The organism is Flavobacterium sp. CF108, assembly GCF_900129795.1.
Classification (GTDB): domain Bacteria; phylum Bacteroidota; class Bacteroidia; order Flavobacteriales; family Flavobacteriaceae; genus Flavobacterium.
On sequence record NZ_FQWW01000008.1, the window covers coordinates 219,147 to 236,984 of the forward strand.

Consider the following 17,838-nt stretch of genomic DNA (forward strand, 5'->3'; position numbering starts at 1 on the left):
ATTAATGCTAAAGAAATGTTAACAAATGGACATGTTATTCAGAAACATGGATAATTTCTTTAAAGTCAATAACGACAAGGCTTCACAAAGTTGTTTTTCTAAAATTCTATAGTTAAAAACTTATTAATTAATCGATTTCGTAAAGATTTCATTTCATATATTCAGTATAGTTTAAGGTAATGGTTAAAAGTTTAAGTTATATTTTGTTTATATATGTATTAGTTATAGTCTCTTTGTATTATTTATTTATTTTCAGACCATTTGATTTCCCAATTTTTAATCAATTCCCTTTCTTTCATTTCATCAAATAGAGTATTATTTACTGTTGCTTTTTTTAATGCTTCTAAAAACATTTTCCATCTTGGCCAGTAAAATCCTTTATACATTCCGCGCCATGATCTTGAAGCGTAATCATTTAAATGACCTTCTCCGCCCCAAAGCGTAATTAATGTTTTGGCATTTTTTACATACAATTTAGATACCTCTGGAGAATTTCCGTATTCAGAGGCTGATTTTACCCAATTATCAAGACTGTTCAAAGGTTGTCCGATCATGATATTATCAATATCTAAAGCTTGTTTCTCTATCTTTTTAAATAGCTGATCTCCTTTTGTAATGTCTTTCTGTTGGTACGCTTTTACGCATTCAATCAAATCTTCATCAATACAAAGCGAATAATAATGTCTTGAAGCATCAATTAAATCGTATTGAATAAAATTCATTTTATCGTACTTTTTAGCTTCTTTGGTTAAAATATCCAAAGCTTCTTTTAGTTTTTTCTTATCTCCGGGATTTCCTTTAAATTCTGTAATTGTCGCCGTTGGACGTTTAAACAACAAATACGCTCCAGCCCTATCATTCCACCAGCGTATTTCCCAATATTTGATAGTATAAACTGATTCTAACAATAATTGCCATGCCTGAAAAACAGAAGCAGGAGTCTTTTTTCCGTATCTCGCATCCAGATATTTATTGAGCCAGTCATTTATAGGCTGTTCTCCTTTACTCCATGCAAGATCATAAATGTATTCATAAACTATAGAGTTGTTATTTAATCCTTCCGGCATAGCACCATAACCAACAAGATTTCCTTTATTTGGATTTTTTAACAAACTCGTTAATTCATTTTTATAGAAATTCAAATCTCCATATACAGGATTTGATCCGCCATAATTATGCACATAACCGTAAGTCCATTGCTTACCGTAAAAGGCTTCCTGATTTTCCCATACTTTATATCTGTCGTTAGCATAATCCTGAACCATCAATCTGTCATTTGGCACTTTACTTAAAAAAGCGCTTGTAGCTTCTTTTGTCCAGAACTCTTTGTTGTCTCCAAAAAGCCATCCCTGCATAACCCAAACTGCACCAGGAGCAGCTTCATTAATAGTTTCATAAATTGCACTTCCGTAATTTGAAAGTTCTTCATATTTATTGTCCTCAGAAACCGGTGGCTCTATTTCATTAAAAGAATCGGCTAAATAAAAATTAGACTTCCCGTACATTTTGGTGTAAATTTCAATAAAGCGTTTTCCTATTTTTTTAAATAAAGGATCTTTAGAATCCAGTAAAAAAGTACTTGCAAAACCACCGCCAGACCATGATTTTAATTCTGTTATTTTAGCTTCCGGGTGTTTTTCGGCAAAAGCTTTAGGCACATAACCACTAAAAGCAGGTACAACAGGATGCATGTCTAATGCTCTCATTCTGTCTAAGATTTTCTTCTGCAGCTCTTCTTTTTTACTAAACCATTCTTGCGGCAATGGCCCTTCAAGACTGTTGATGTTTCCCATACGCTGCCATGGCAAAAAAGCTGGTCCTGCAAAATGCGCTTCTAATTGAGTGCTGGTTAAACCATATTCTTTCCATAATTCCTGCCATGCAGCTTCCTGGCCTTCCATTGCCGTAGGAAGATTGATACCGTGCATTGCCATCCAGTCAATTTCCTGTTCCCAGCGCTTCCAGTCCCACCACGGAGTTGTGTAGCCAAAAGTACAGGCGTTTAAATATTCTCTATATTCAAATGGTGTATTACCTTTTTTTGAATATTTTGGCCATGTCTTAGGTAAACTGACCCTGTTTCCTTCCCAGCTTACTAAAACTGCACCAATATCCCTAAGAAAATTATAAGCTGCATAACAAATTGCTGTATTATTTGATGCTTTGATTTTTACCTGACTGCTTGTCGTTTCAATTTCAAACCAATCTGATTTATTATTCTCTTTGTTTTCAATAATACTTAATTCAAACTCGCTGGCACGATTACCTATAAGCCTTTCTATTACAGCCAATGCATTTTTTGTTTTTTCTTCGTTTTTGCAATATCCTTTAACAGCACAAAAAAATAACAGTATAAAAAATGGCACAGCCTTTTTTAAAGAACTATTCTTTTTAATTTTAAAATTTTCTCTTTTCATATAAACCATATATTTTATTAAATTTTCTTAACTCATTTTATCATAACAAAAACAAGGGAGATTAAAAAGTTAATTAATCTCCCTATCAAACAAAACAAAAATCTATTACTAATAATAACTAACAATCTTATTCAATATAATTCAAGATCAAATAACTGAGTCCTGAACTTAAAATAAAATTATATATAATGCTTTTTATTAAGATGGATTTATTAATCAAAAACATAGACATATTCATTCAAATACGGCTAGGATGTCCCAATACTTTGAGTACCACATCCTAAAAGTAACCTACAGCTTTTGCCAACTATTGAAATTAGAACAATAAAAACAAATATCTTTATACCTTCTTAATAAACAATCGACTATTATGTCTTCAAAGCGTGTTATTTATATTCTTTTGATTTCCTTATTATTTATCTCGTGTAATAGTGATAATGATACTCCCGTTAGTGAAACAGATGTCACCGATTCTGTTTTGATTGAAATAAATAAACTTAGAGCAACGGGATGTAAATGTGGCGCCGATGATATGCCTCCTGTGCCTGCATTGGTAAGTAATCCATTATTGGCAAAAACAGCTGTTAATTATGCTAATGATATGAATACACGCAATTATTTCTCACATATATCCCCCGAAGGGATAAGTCCTATACAAAGGGCCGCTGCTGCTGGTTACACAGGAAAATATGTTGGCGAAGTGATTGCCCGCAATTACAGCACTCCTGCCGAAGTTGTAATAGGCTGGAAAAATAGCGAAGACCATTGCAAAGCAATGATGAGTAGTACTTATGTAGAAATGGGTGCCGGAAAATCAGGAAACATATGGGTGGCAAATTTAGGAAAGTAAACTAATTCTCTTCTCGAAGTTGTTATTTAACTATATAGCAACACATTAACAAACAATTTATCTTCACTACAAATAAGCAAAAAAACAGGCTTATTCTTATTATAATGAGAATAAGCCTGTTTTATCTTTTGCAAATTATATTATTCTCATTTTTTTGTTTTATATATGGTCATTTTTACCATAACTAAAAAATATTTTTGAAGTTTATTGATTTATAATCTATTTTTTATTATTATAATTAAAAAATAAGCTTGTTTTTAATAATTAACAATATAAATGTGCAATTATTAATATCTTAGTAGAACTAATCATTTAACCTTAAAATTAAAATTTTATGAAAAAATCTTTTTTATTTGTAGTATTAAGCCTAATGTTTATGGGCTGCGAAACAAGCGAGGTAAACAATGCCCCAGAAGTTAAAGCGGCATGGTCATCATCAGATCAATATGCTAGTTGGTCAAATGGCGGTTATACCGTTTATAATAACATATGGGGTTTTGGCGCAGGAAGCCAATCCATATGGGCAAATAATTACAGTAATTGGGGTATTTGGGCAAACCATCCAAATACAGCAGGTATTAAGTCATACCCAAATTCAACCAAATATGTAGGCAAAGTGCTAAGTACAATCAATACTCTTAGTACCAGTTTTAATGCAACTACTCCAAGTGGAGGAGCCTGGGTTTCGGCTTATGATCTTTGGGATAGCAATAAAGCTAATGAAATAATGCTGTGGTTAAATTACACAGGAAACTCGGATGGTTCAGGGAATGTAAAACCAATTTCTTATAATTATTCATCAACTGGTGCTTCTGTTCCTGTATACACAAACCAAAACATTGGTGGTCACACCTGGAATGTATTTCGTGGAAATAATGGATCTAATAATGTTTATTCATTTTTACGCACAACAAAAACCAATAGCGGTACAATAGATGCAAAAGCAATCTATAACTGGATAAAAAATAAGGGATGGTTTGGTAACGTTACTGTTGGAGATATACAATATGGATTTGAAATCTCATCTTGTTTTGGTACAAACGGAAATGGGGCAAACTTTACTTGTAATAGTTATTCTGTAACTAATAATTAGTTTATGTAAACTAGCTTATTGTTTAATAATTATTTACATTAATTATTAAACAATAAGTTTTTTAAAGAGGGTATCAAAAAAGGATACCCTCTTTTTATTGGTACAATTTTATTATCGATGAGATTTATCCAAAAATGATATTGCATCTGTCAGATTCTCTCTAATTATAAATGCATTAATAAATTCATGAACTTCAATTTTGGTTTCAACCGGGGTTTCAAAAGAGTTGATATGAAATTCATCATCCTGATCAAGAATATGTATAATTTCTGTATATCCTTTTGAAATTAAACTTCCTTTTAATTTAATTATATTCAACTGTTGCTGACTATCCAACTCCTTACGAATTTTTAATTTTATAGCTTTTTCCATTACAATTATTCTTAAATCAATAAAGATTTAGTACATATCAAATGTAGATATTATTTATTTTTAGTTAAAGATTAGAATACTTGAAGTTTTTAAAAGTAACATTCCCTTCTCCTATAGAGCAAAGTGCTATTCTAAGACCTAGAAATCCGCTTAAAGCATTATGATTATAAGAAGAAACTTCGGTAGAATTTTCAATTTTAATCCATTGCTTGCCATCAAGACTATAAAACATATCTACATTATTGTTTATGTTTTTCAGTCGAAGGTATACATGTCTTTTATGTACATTTTTCTCTGTCTCAAACTGCCATCCTCTAAGGTTTGCCAAGATATTTTCCTTATCTGCCAAAATACCTGAATAATGACTGTTGTCATAAAAAAGCACCAATCCGCCAATGGCATCACCTTCAATTTCCATTTCAACATCGGCCATATAAGAATGACCGGATGGTACACAAACCATAGGAGAACTGCCGCCTACCCCATTGCCTTTACCTTTGATGACAATACTATTATTGGTAATCTTAAAACGTGAATTATCAACTCCTCCAAAAAATTTCCATTGTGGTCGAAGTTCTGTACCTGAAAAGTTATCACTCTGTGAAAAACGTGAAACTACTGTACCTTGCGACCTGCTAATAGGCTTATCTGTCTGTATTTTATCCGGAACTTTATACCAACCGTCCTTTGTCCATTCTACAGGTTGTAAGAGCGTTTGGCGCCCCAAATTGTAATACCCTTTTTCATAAGCATGAAACATCATCCACCATTTGCCATTGTTATCCTCAAAAATAGTACTGTGCCCTTTTGACCACCATCTTTCATCGCTGTTTTGAGTTCTCATTACAGGATTATAGGGCGAATTTTCCCATGGACCAAATGGGGTTTTGGAACGCGCTGAAATCACCATATGGCTCGTAGACGGCCCCGAGGTTCCTCCTTCTGCAACTGTCAAATAATAATATTCTCCTTTTTTAAAAAGTTTTGGTCCCTCCATACAAAAACATTCAATTGACCATTCTCTAGGAATAACCCAGCCATCGTAAGCATGTTTAGCTTCTCCAATTGTTTTAAGTCCATCTTTGGATAAACCAATATAATCGCCATTACTGAAGTACAGGTAACGGTCGCCTTTGTCATCTGTAATATGTCCGGGGTCGATATTACCAATTTTCAGGTCTACAGGATCACTCCAGGGGCCGCTTATTTTATCTGCAGTCACTACAAAATTGGTTTTATTGGCAGGGAAATAAATATAATATTTGCCATTGTATTTTACAAGATCGGGAGCCCATACGTCACCTACATATTTCTGCAATGCACTTGTAACAGGTTCCCAGTTAATTAAATCCTGTGAATGCCATATCGTAAGTCCCGGATAATAATCAAAGGACGAATGTACCATATAGTAATCTTTACCTTCGCGCAGCAAACTCGGGTCAGGATAATCTCCTCCAAAGATTGGGTTTTGGTAGGTTGGTTTATTGTTTATAGCTTCAGGCTGGTTTTGCGCAGTTATCGTAGAAACGAAAAAAAGCATTAGTAAAAATATTTGTATTGTCTTTAGTGTCATTTTTTTTTTAATTATGTAGTGAAATCTAATGTAAAAGTACAATTTAAAATTAACCTTATAGTCTTTTTAACTATAAGTAATGAAATTTCATATACTTTTATATTTGTCTTTATTTTCTCAACCAACAAATATGATAATATTAAAACTTCATATTTTTTTCTCCATAAAACGTTTTAAATCATACAAACAAAAATCTAAGGCGGCATTATGATTATCTATCAAATCGGGTACATCATTTAACTTGAACCATCTTGGAACTGGAACATCAGATGCAAAATTGATTCTGTAATGTTTGCTATCTATTAAAACATAATATCGTAAACGTACTTCAAACATATTATAAGAAATCGAACAATGAATTTGTTTAAAAAGAATAGTAGAATGAATATTTAATTTCTTCAACAAACCGTGTACAATATCATCAGTGTTATTCGTGTTTGTGACTATGCTCGATAAAAGTCCCCAATTTACACGGCCGATTCCTTTGTCTTGTTTTACCAGAAGAACCTTAAAATCCCCTTCATCATAACAAAAGACAACACAATCTACTGAAATCTTATCCATAACCGATTGATTATTTAAACTACTCCTAAGTACAGGTATCATTTTGTTATATTTTTAAAAAAAAAGTCAAACGATTACGAACTTGTTTGATCCACTCACGAGCCATCAATTCATGACCAAATACAGTTGGATGTACACCATTGCAAATCCAATAATCAATTAGGCAAGTTTGTTATTCTTTGTTTTTTTCTCTTTTTCTTTATTTGAAAATGTGCTGAACAAAAAGGTACAGATTATTGGCCCACTCGGTATCATCGTGGCCATTGCTGTCTACGTTCCATATATGCGGTACTCCTTGTTCTTTAAAATGTTGATGCACACGCTGACTAACGCCGAACAGGCCATCTTTACTGCCACAAGCAAGCCATAATACTTTAAGTTTCTTTTTGTCGGCCTCTAAATCGGGTAAAAGTTTAATATCTGAAAGTCCTCCGAACTCATTTGTATTTGGAGCTGAAGAAAATCCACCAACATAGGCGAAAGTATTGATATGAGAAAGTCCAATATTCAGGGATTGACCGCCGCCCATAGACAACCCAGCGAGCGCGCGATGTTTGCGGTCCGTATAAACTGAATAATGAGACTCAGTGAAAGGAATAATGTCGTTGAGCAAATCATTCTCGAAAGATATACCATACCCTTTATATCCATCTTTTCGGTCTTCTTGTTCATCAATTTTAGGATTTTCTACAGTCACCTTTGTATTGCCATTAGGGAAAACTATAATCATTGGTTTGATTTTACCATCGGCCAACAAGTTATCTATGATGTAATCGGCATGAACCCAAAATGGCCATTGACCGTTACCGGAATTAAGTCCGTGTAGTAAATAAATCACCGGGTATTTTTTATCAGAAGAATAGCCGGGAGGAGTATAAACCATCATTTCGCGACGTGTGCCAAGTGTTTTAGAATCATATTGAACAGTCGTAATAATGCCGTGTGAAATATTATCACGTTTGTCTCTAAAACCAACTGGCGGATCATTGAATGCTGGTTTGTCGTCAGGATTTAGTATCTGCGTACTTTGAGCAAAAAAATTAAAGGTGCCTATTATCAAACAGACAAAGGTTAATACGGTTTGTTTTATGCTTATAACTTTCATTTTCTTTTATAATATTGTTCCATAATATACCAGGCTTTCTTTTTTTCACCCTTTTCAGATAACAGTCCTTTTCTGTTATATCCTTTTTGATACACTTGGTTCATTCTTCCCAATGACTTGTAATCAAATAAAAGCCAGGGAGAAATCCCGCATAAGTTTGGAATAGTCTTAAATAATTCTATTTGATCCTTGTAAATCTGTTCCTGATATCCTTCTGTCCAATAAGCTGCTTCATCACTTGGTCCTGCATTATTTCCATAAACAGCTTCACCTCCAAACTCTGAAATAAATACCGGTTTATCAGGATAAGCAAAGTTCCATTTTACCTCTGATGGTTTACCCTGCCACGGATCATACCATCCAATATATTCGTTAATGCAAATCAGATCTGAATATTCATAAAGTGTGTCCCACACCTTAAAGGAGTTATCCTTGTAGGATTGTGTATTGACTACATGGGTAATCAATCGGGTTGAATCTAATGCCTTACATTTTTGAGTTAACGCAATAAGAGCATTATTTCGATTTGGTGTTCCCGGATAGGTTTCATTTGAAAGACTCCAAATTACAACTCCACAATGATTTTTGTCTCTATGAATCATTTCGTTCAGCATAGTTTCCATCTTTATTTGAACAAGACTGTCCGAAAACTGAATATGCTGATAAATGGGAAGTTCGCTCCACACCATTAATCCCATTTTTTCAGCTTCCTTAATTATGTTTTCATTGTGCGGATAATGGGCAAGACGAACAAGGTTACAGCCTAATTCTTTTGCTGCATTCAACACTACTAAGGCATCTTGTTTTGAATAAGCCCGGGTTCCTTTGTATGGATTTTCTTCATGAATATTTACTCCTTTAAAAAAGATTTCTTTTTTATTGAGGAGCACTTTATTTCCTTGTACTTCAATAGATCTAAAGCCAATTGTATCTGTAACAATATCTGTTTCGCTTTCAATTATTACTTTGTAAAGCTTAGGATTTTCGGGAGACCAAAGCTTGAAATTTGAATCAAACTCAACATTGGCATATCCAATATCGTTTGATTCCATTTTATAAGATTTGTTGAGTTCCGGAATCTTTATTGTAAGCTTTTGTTTTTTATTTGTTCCATTTAATTGTATCCATCCCGAAACTTTTTTCAGACTTCCTTTTTTTAATTGAATAGCATAATCTTCGATAAATGTTTTATTTGTTTCAATCAAATTAACATCGCGGGTTATACCGCCATAATTGAACCAATCATAACCTACACCAGGCAAACCATTCTCCAACCGTTTGTTATCTACTTTTACGATTAGAGAATTCACTCCATTTTTTATCTTATTGGTAATTTCGAACTCAAATGGAGTAAAACCGCCTTCGTGACTGCCTATTTTTTCTCCATTAAGATATACAGCAGCTAAATAATTTACTGCGCCAAAATGAAGAAACAATCTTTTCTCATTATTGGGCTTGTAATTAAATACTTTTTTATACCAAACAACTCCTTCAAAATAAGTTAGTTCTCTTAATTGTGAGTTAAAATCACCCGGAACTTTTAAAACTGGCCCGCCATCAAAGGAATACTCTACAAAGTCAGTTTTCTTTTGCGGTTTTTTCTCTAACCAGACTTGTTTCCACTCGCCTATGTTTGTTGGATCAAGAATAACCTGCCAATCGCCGTTTAAACTTAACAAGTTTCGGGACTCAACATTGATTATAGCAGTTTGTGCCTGTAAATAATTCCCGAAAAAAAGGATGATCAGAACAGCCAGTTTCTCTATTTTCAGTACTATTTTCTCATTTCTTTTATACATTTCTTTTTGGTTATTTCTATTAATTTCATCATTTTGATGCAGGCGAAGTTTGGTAAACCGAAAAACAAACCTGCAAAAAGAAAGGACAACGTTTGTCCAACTACTAAAATACTAAATTCTAATCGCTGACTTCATTCTTTATTTAACCTGTTGAGCATAACTTAATTATTTTATCACACCAACAAATCCTCCCCTTGAAAGGCACTCTACTTTCACTGTACTTCCTTTTTTGATTTTTATTATTTCTGAAGAAAAAGATTTGTCATTCTTCCCGTCTTTGATCAAATGCAAATCATGGTTTCCTTTGTCCAGAAAATCAAATTTTATTATTAAAGTCTGAGGCACATCTTTTCCATTTAGTCCGCCTATATACCATTGATTTCCTTTTTTGCGGGCAATAACAACTTTTTCTGCCGGCTCACCGTCGATTAGCTTTGTATCGTCCCACGCAGTTGGAACCTGTTTTAAAAAGTTTTTTGGTTCTTCCGGTAAAGATTTATATGCAGATGGGCTGTCTGCAAAGTGCTGAAATCCTGATTCAAATACAACCGATAAAGCCAGTTCATGAGCATAAGATGTTACATGCGGATGCTGCGAATTTGAAAAGGTAACAGGGGTGTAATCCATCGACCCAACTACGTTACGTGTAAACGGAAGTGTCACGTTATGAGCTGCTGCCTTATCTGTCAATATCTCATTATTGTTATACCATTCTGCACCGTACACAGCCTCTGTTGTCATTAGGTTTGGGTAAGTTCGTACCCAGCCGCGAGGAACCGTTGCACCATGAAAATTCACCATTAAATGATATTTTGCCGCATCTTTTAAAATATCAATATAATATGCCATCATATCTTGCTGATCGCCGGCAAAAAAATCGACTTTGATTCCGTACACGCCTATTTTATTCAACCATGAAAATTCTTTGGCACGTTTTTCTGCTGTAAGTAAGCGGTCATTAGGTGTCGGGTCGAGCCAGCTTGTACCTGAATTGTACCACATTAATGGTTTTATTCCTTTGCTTTTTGCATAATCTACTGCTTTATTTATATCGCCTCCATTGGCCATCACATCCCATTCCCAGTCAATCAAAACATAAGGCCAGTTCATTTCGACAGCTAAATCAACGTACTCAACTACCTTTTGATAATCTTTAGAACCATGATTATTTGCCCAATAAATCCATGAAACTGCACCGGGTTTAATCCAATCCGTATTTGTTAATTTACTTGGTTCGCTAACATCTGTAATCAAAGTTGATTCGACAATATCAGATAATTTTCCAATGATAAGTGTGTGCCATTGAGAATGCCAGGGTAATGTGGTTATAACTCCTTCCCGCTTAAAATTATCACGGGCAGAAGGATATGTAACCTGATATTCGTTAGCCTTTTTTAGATTGCTCAACTTTACCGCACAATTATTTTCTGTTACATCTGCTTCCGAAATTAATGCCCAAACTGGATGATTATTCACTTTGTACAAAGCCGGAAAACCCCATTCCTGTTCTTTATTAGCAGATAACCCTGTTTTGTTTAATGGATAAAATTTTTCATAAGAAAGATCGTAAGGCTGCATCCAGCGAGATGTGTTGTCTGGCAAAACATAGGTTGTAGCTTCACTTATGATATTAATTTTTATGTCTGATTGATTTGGGAAAACATAACGAAAAGCAACACCATCATTATATACCCTAAAAACAATATCTAATGGCTGATGATCGGAATTCTCGAAACTAAATGTTTTTTCGGTACCGAAATTTTCACATTCATGGCGTTTACCACAAATCATTTCATATTTATCGTGAATTGCTACAGGTTTTGATGCCGCAATAAAACGCAGGTTATCTGTAAAATGTTCTTCGGCACGATTAATACCTAGTTTCGAATATGGTAATACTTCTACAAACTTGCTGCCTATTTTATACAATGCCTTATAGAAAAGATGGTGTGCTGCATTTTTTTCAGGCAGATTCAAAACAACTTTAACTTTCCCGTTAGGCGAAACTATTTCCTGTGCATTTATACTAATTGAACTTAAAATAACAAATAGTGCGGCAATACTATGTTTCATTGATATTCTCATATATTAATTATTCTGCTTTTATTAATTAATTCAAGCTGCTAGTTAATAAAGTGTAGTCCCTACGGGACAAAATTTGACATGAATAAATTGAATTCTACCAATATGTAATCTCTCCGAGATATTTTTTTTGTTACTCCGTTAGGAGCTAAATATTGGTAGTGGAATAATAAAATCTACCCGAAAAAATATCCTGTAGGGATTAAACTTTTTTATAGCCAATTTATTTATTGAATTATTAAACTAGCAACTTGTAATTAATTATTCTGTATTGATTTGACAATTATATTTTTTCCTTCTAATCCATTGGAGGTTACTGATAATTTAATTTCACCTGCCTGCTGATTGCTTTTTATTACGACCAAAGCCCTTCCGTGCCATGCTTTACGTGTATTGCCTACATATTGCTCAGTATCTTTTATATCAGCATTATCAACTCCTGCAATAACACCTTGTCCCTCAATTTTAAAGTCAAGACGGTTGGCAGCATTTGGCTGAAATATTCCATCTTTATCTGTTATTTCAATAGTTATGTATGATAAATCCTGACCGTTGGCCAGTATTTCCTTTCTATCGGCTGTAAGTTTTATTTTTGCAGCATCGCCCGCAGTTTGCAAAATGGCAGATTCTACTTCTTTTTCATTCTCTACCCCAACAGCTTTAAGTACACCAGGAGAATATGGAATTGAAAATGCGGCTTTAAATTGTTGTTCGCGAGTGGTTGGCTGTTCTCCAATCAGCTTGTCGTTCAGGTATAATCTTACTTTTGGATATTTGGAATATACCTCAACCTGAACCGTTTTGCCTTCAAAAACAGGCCACGTCCAGCTTTCCCATGTTGGCCAAACTGACCACCATGTTTCTTTTATTTCTAATGGTTCCGGTGCTGGTTCACGAACCGCCATGTAGAGCTTTTCGTTAGTATTATACAGCATGCTTCGGTAATGAGAAATAGGTTTTCTCCAGCCAATCAAATCTATATCACCACAGTAAGCACCATGATAAGGGAAGAAATCATGTTCCCAGTGTTCACCGGGTACATCACCAGAATAATACCAGCGTCCAATTCCTGATTCTCCTAAATAATCCATGGCTGTCCAGACAAAATCACCTATTACGTAATTGTTCTCCTGAACGAGTTTCCAATTATTAAAGGCATCTTTTGGATACGATTCGGTTTGAACTATAATACGAGAAGGCACTCTTTTATGATCTTCCGGAGCCCTATGCAAATTGTAATTATAACCCGCAACATCATGTACTGCCATTAACGGATCAAACACATCCCAATTCTTGTCGTTGTTTACTATTGCAGATGTAACAGGACGGATTTTATCTATTTTCTTTACTGCATCTAAAAGCATTCGGGCTGTTTTTACAGCGTCAGGATCTGACCTCTCCGGTATTTCATTACCAATGCTCCACATGAAAACCGAAGGGTGATTACGATCACGTAATACCATTGCTTCTAAATCGCGCTGCCACCACTGATTGAAATATTTAGAATAATCGTTACTGTTTTTTCCAATTTTCCAGCAGTCAAAAGATTCATCCATTACTAACAAACCTAGTTTATCGCAGGCTTCAAGAAATGCTTCAGAAGGCGGATTATGAGAGGTTCTCACTGCATTGAACCCACCGGCTTTAAGCAGTTCGACTTTGCGTTCTTCGGCACGATCAAAAGCAGCGGCTCCCAAGCAGCCATTATCGTGGTGTACGCAGCCACCGTTTATTTTTACTGTTTTTCCGTTTAGCTGAAATCCATTTTCAGTCGTAAATTTTATAGAGCGAATACCAAAATCTGTCTTTGTGTCGTCAACTACTTTTTTACCTTTTAAAACCTGAATCTGAGCCTGATATAAATAAGGTGTTTCTGGTGTCCAAAGCTTAAGATTAGAGACTTGTATCGTTTGGGTTAATTCCTTCTCACTATGAGCCGGAAGCTCTACTTGTGTCTGGCCGTTTCCTGCATTTTTAGAATTATTTGAAAGAAGTGTCTTTACAACAATGCTTTGTGCAGATTCTGTTTCATTTTTTACCTTGGTTTTCACCAATACAACTGCCTTTTTTGAAGACACTTCGGGAGTTGAAATGTCAACACCCCAATGTGCAACATGTACAGGATCAGTAACGACCATCCAAACATGACGATAAATTCCCGAACCTGAGTACCAGCGGCTGTTCATTTGCTGTGAATTATCGACACGCACTGCAATAATGTTTTCTTTACCAAAGTTCAAATAAGGTGTAAGGTCGTAACTGAATGATGAGTAACCATAAGGATAAACGCCCAACGATTTTCCGTTGATAAAAACTTCTGAATTCATATAAACTCCTTCAAAATAAACAGCTGTTTTTTTTGCTTTCCATTCATCAGGCACCTGAAAGGTTTTTCTATACCAGCCAATTCCTGCCGGAAAATATCCTCCGCCTCCGCCTGTTGTATTTTTAGGATGAATTTTTCCTTCAATACTCCAATCGTGAGGTAAATCGAGTTTACGCCAGCCTGCATCATTGAAGTTATTTGTTTTGGCTTCAGCATCATCTCCTAAAAAGAATTTCCAGTTATAATCAAATAACTGCTTTCTTTCGGTTCCATTTTGTGCATATCCTGAAAAAGCACTTATAAATATAATGAATACTAATAGTATTTGTTTTGTGTAAAATTGTTTTTTATATGAATTTAAACCGTTCATTTATTACTTTATTTCTAGTTATGTCATTCGTTTTGAAAACTTATTGCTTCTCAATATATTCCATGATAAATCCAAAATGATAGGACTTATTACCTGGATTGGTATATTTTTCCATTGTTTTGGCTCCCCACGTATCATCACCGCCAACTCCATGAATATTTAAATCAATATTCAGGTTAATAAAATCACGTTTTGGCAGTTGGCAATCATGCTTTGCACTCTCCAAATCGTCTTCTGTATAAGGCCACGCGCGAAAATTAAGTGACTGCAAACCTGTTATTTTAATGGTTTCCTTATTTTGAGCCTGTAACGAAAACCAGCGAACATCACCGCGATTTGCATTGTCTTGCGGCACCGGATATGGCACCACAAAATTTTCTAATTCTGCCTGATATAAACCAATCAGCGAAGCTGTTTTCCTGTCCGGATAATTTTCATTTGGTCCTCTTCCATACCAATCAATAGTACTATAGTTCTCTGGAATATGAACCCTCATTCCGAATTTAGGAATCAACGGAATAGTATCGTTCTGAGGTGTATATAATGCTTCAACTTGTAATTTTCCTTCGCCGTTTAATTGGTAATTCAGTGTATAATTGGCACCAATGGCTGGCAGGCTCATATCGAACTTAACCGTTGTTAAGTTACTGTCTTTTAAAACACTAACATTTTTAACAATTCTGGTTTCTGCTGCCTTTTTCCATTTGCCCAATTCTTTTACATAACCGCTTTGCTTTTGATTATCGTTTGGCGTTTTCCAGAAATAAGGTTCAAGTCCGCCTATTAGCAACTCTTTTCCATTAGCTTTCCAACTAACCAATGCACCATTTTTTCGGTCAAGGATAAAGGCCATTTTTTCGGTTTTTAGCTCAATTTGTGAAGCCGATTCTGTAACAATTACCTTTTTTTCAGTTGCTGCAATATTGGTCCAGTTGTAAGGTTTGATAACAAACTGTTCGCGGGCAATACAAAAACCTTCTTCTGCCCAAAGGGCTGCAGATTTGAGTTTAGCATAGATATTTAAAGTTATTTCTGATGGAATCGTACCTGTAAGCTGCGGTGAAGGAATTTTTATATCTGAAAATGTCCCCGGCAAAATGTTGTCACCGCTAAATTTACCTTTTTGCAGCGATTTGCCATTGGATATATATTCATATTCAAAATCAAAATTACCAAGCTGCAGAAAATCAAAATGATTTGTAACTCTTAGTGTTACATCCTTATCATCTAAAAGCTGAAATACCACCTGCTGATACACTTTTTGTACTTCGAAATAATGAGGGTGAGGCGTTCTGTCTGATGAAATCAAACCTTTCATTGAAAAAGTTCCATCATTTGGCTGATCTCCAAAATCACCTCCGTAAGCCCAAAATTCATCATCTTTCAATTGATAATCATCCGGGTGTTCGGTGAGTTTTAGAGGAGAGTTATCTTTTTTCTTTGCCAAGCCCTGATCTACCCATTCCCAAATAGCGGCACCGGTAAGGCTTGGGTCATTATAAATTACATCCCAGTATTCCTGAAGATTTCCTCCCGAATTACCCATTACATGCGCATACTCACGCATAAATACCGGCCTGTCTGTTATTTTTTCTCCTAATTTTTTCAGGTCTTCAGGATGCAGATAACCTTCATCGTAAATATCTGATACACTACGATCTGTATCAGAATAGATTGGTCGGCTTGGATCGAGTTTCTTTACAGTATCTGCCATAGCTACAAAATTTTGTCCGCTGCCGCCTTCATTTCCTAATGACCAGAAAGTAACACAAGCGTGGTTTTTATCTCGCTGTACAAGGGCAACAACTCTTTCTACATGCTGTTTTTTCCACATTGGGTTATCGCCCATTTCTTTATTTCCAAGGCCAAAACCATGAGATTCCTGATTTGCTTCATCCATTACATAAAAGCCGTATTTATCACAAAGCTCATAAAACAAAGGATCGTCAGGATAATGACAGGTACGTATCATATTGATATTAGCCTGTTTCATCAGCTCAATATCCCGAATCATGATATTACGACTTACATGCTTACCTGTGCGCGGGTGCTGTTCGTGGCGGTTTATACCTTTGAGTTTAACTGCTTTATTATTGACATAGAATACATCTCCACGAATTTCAATTTTACGAACACCGAAATAACACTCGGCTTTATCTATAATTTCATTTTTATTATTTTTGAGTTTCAGTTTAAGATGATATAAATCCGGCGTTTCGGCAGACCACAACTTAGGATTTTGCATCAATGTGTTTATTTCAATTGACAGCTGTTTTGACTTTTGAACCACAGCTGTTTTCTTAGAAAAAGAGAGATCAATCCATTCACCTTGTGCAGAAAAACCAGAAACCTCAGCATCTATGTACAGTCCTTTACTATCTTGATCTGAACGATTATCAATACTTAAATCGATAGAAATATCAGCATTGTCAAACGAATTGTTTGGCACAGCTTTAACAAAAAAATCGCTGATATACGTTTTTGGACGGGCAATTAAATCTACATCTCTAAAAATACCGCTCAATCGCCACATATCCTGATCTTCCAGATAACTGCCATCGCACCAGCGATATACTTCAACAGCCAGTTTATTTTCTCCTTTATGGATGTATTTTGTGATATCAAATTCTGCCGGAGACATTGAATTTTCGCTGTAACCCACCTTTTGTCCGTTTACCCATATATACATTGCTGAAAGTACTCCGTCAAAATTGATGAATACTTGTTTATTGTTCCAGTTTTCAGGAATAATAAAAGTTGTACTATAACTCCCTACCGGATTTCGCTGCAGAAAACTTGTGAAATATTTTTCAGGTTCGCTTGTCACTTTCGGAAAATCACGCTTAAACGGATAAGTCGAGTTTGTATATATTGGGGTTCCGAATCCTTGGAGTTCCCAGTTTCCCGGAACCAGAATATTGTCCCAATTTTTTGTTGAATAATTCTCTGTGTAAAAATCGGCCGGACGTGATTGCGGATCTGGCGACCACTTAAATTTCCAGATGCCATTAAGCGACTTAATCATCGTATTATTCATTTTCTCTTCAGACAAGAAACCATACGCATGCGGCTTTTCCTTGTTTATGCCATTAATATCCGGATTCTCCCAATCGGGAACATTTTGAGCCTGAAGGATATATATGGAGAAAAATAGAATTCCCAAAAAAAGCTTTTTTACTATAGTAATTGATTTGTTCATATTTGTTGTATTAGCAGTTTTTATTCCGCCTAAGAAATATTTAAGCGATTCAGATACTGCCTTTATTTTATTATTTAAAAGTTAACCA

11 protein-coding genes are annotated in these 17,838 nt (G+C 35.1%); 2 read left to right on the forward strand and 9 right to left on the reverse strand.

Annotated features, from left to right (window positions below; all coding sequences use genetic code 11):
* Positions 1-242: 242 nt before the first annotated feature.
* Positions 243-2,417: an alpha-N-acetylglucosaminidase gene (locus BUE10_RS20470; RefSeq protein WP_073488520.1), complete on the reverse strand. Its 2,175-nt coding sequence runs from the start codon at positions 2,415-2,417 to the stop codon at positions 243-245.
* 370 nt (positions 2,418-2,787) lie between these two features.
* Here BUE10_RS20470 and BUE10_RS20475 point away from each other — a divergent pair, with 370 nt between their 5' ends.
* Together BUE10_RS20475 and BUE10_RS20480 are read left to right on the forward strand one after the other, a co-directional pair.
* Positions 2,788-3,267 (forward strand): CAP domain-containing protein, encoded by a 480-nt coding sequence (locus tag BUE10_RS20475; RefSeq protein WP_073488522.1) that lies wholly within the window; start codon positions 2,788-2,790, stop codon positions 3,265-3,267.
* Positions 3,268-3,601: 334 nt separating this feature from the next.
* Positions 3,602-4,360: a GH12 family glycosyl hydrolase domain-containing protein gene (locus BUE10_RS20480; protein WP_073488524.1), complete on the forward strand. Its 759-nt coding sequence runs from the start codon at positions 3,602-3,604 to the stop codon at positions 4,358-4,360.
* A gap of 111 nt (positions 4,361-4,471) precedes the next feature.
* Here BUE10_RS20480 and BUE10_RS20485 read toward each other — a convergent pair whose 3' ends face one another.
* The 8 genes from BUE10_RS20485 to BUE10_RS20520 all read right to left on the reverse strand — a co-directional run bounded on the left by BUE10_RS20485 (position 4,472) and on the right by BUE10_RS20520 (position 17,750).
* Positions 4,472-4,732 (reverse strand): hypothetical protein, encoded by a 261-nt coding sequence (locus BUE10_RS20485; RefSeq protein WP_073488526.1) that lies wholly within the window; start codon positions 4,730-4,732, stop codon positions 4,472-4,474.
* A 64-nt stretch (positions 4,733-4,796) separates the two neighbouring features.
* Complete coding sequence (locus BUE10_RS20490; protein ID WP_234984779.1) at positions 4,797-6,272, reverse strand: family 43 glycosylhydrolase; 1,476 nt, start codon at positions 6,270-6,272, stop codon at positions 4,797-4,799.
* Positions 6,273-6,452: 180 nt separating this feature from the next.
* Entirely contained in the window at positions 6,453-6,911 is a 459-nt protein-coding gene (locus BUE10_RS20495) for an NUDIX hydrolase (protein WP_073488528.1), read from the reverse strand.
* 157 nt (positions 6,912-7,068) lie between these two features.
* Complete coding sequence (locus BUE10_RS20500) at positions 7,069-7,974, reverse strand: alpha/beta hydrolase (protein WP_083598219.1); 906 nt, start codon at positions 7,972-7,974, stop codon at positions 7,069-7,071.
* Positions 7,971-9,773, reverse strand: a complete 1,803-nt coding sequence (locus BUE10_RS20505; RefSeq protein WP_073488530.1) for a glycoside hydrolase family 2 protein — start codon at positions 9,771-9,773, stop codon at positions 7,971-7,973. Before BUE10_RS20505 ends, BUE10_RS20500 begins: the two co-directional genes overlap by 4 nt.
* Positions 9,774-9,938: 165 nt before the next feature.
* Positions 9,939-11,846 (reverse strand): glycoside hydrolase family 97 protein, encoded by a 1,908-nt coding sequence (locus BUE10_RS20510; protein ID WP_073488643.1) that lies wholly within the window; start codon positions 11,844-11,846, stop codon positions 9,939-9,941.
* 266 nt (positions 11,847-12,112) lie between these two features.
* On the reverse strand, positions 12,113-14,551 hold the full coding sequence (locus tag BUE10_RS20515) for a glycoside hydrolase family 2 TIM barrel-domain containing protein (RefSeq protein WP_073488532.1): 2,439 nt from the start codon (positions 14,549-14,551) through the stop codon (positions 12,113-12,115).
* Between the two features lie 40 nt (positions 14,552-14,591).
* Positions 14,592-17,750, reverse strand: coding sequence for a glycoside hydrolase family 2 TIM barrel-domain containing protein (locus BUE10_RS20520; RefSeq protein WP_200801724.1), 3,159 nt, complete (start codon positions 17,748-17,750; stop codon positions 14,592-14,594).
* Positions 17,751-17,838: the final 88 nt, after the last annotated feature.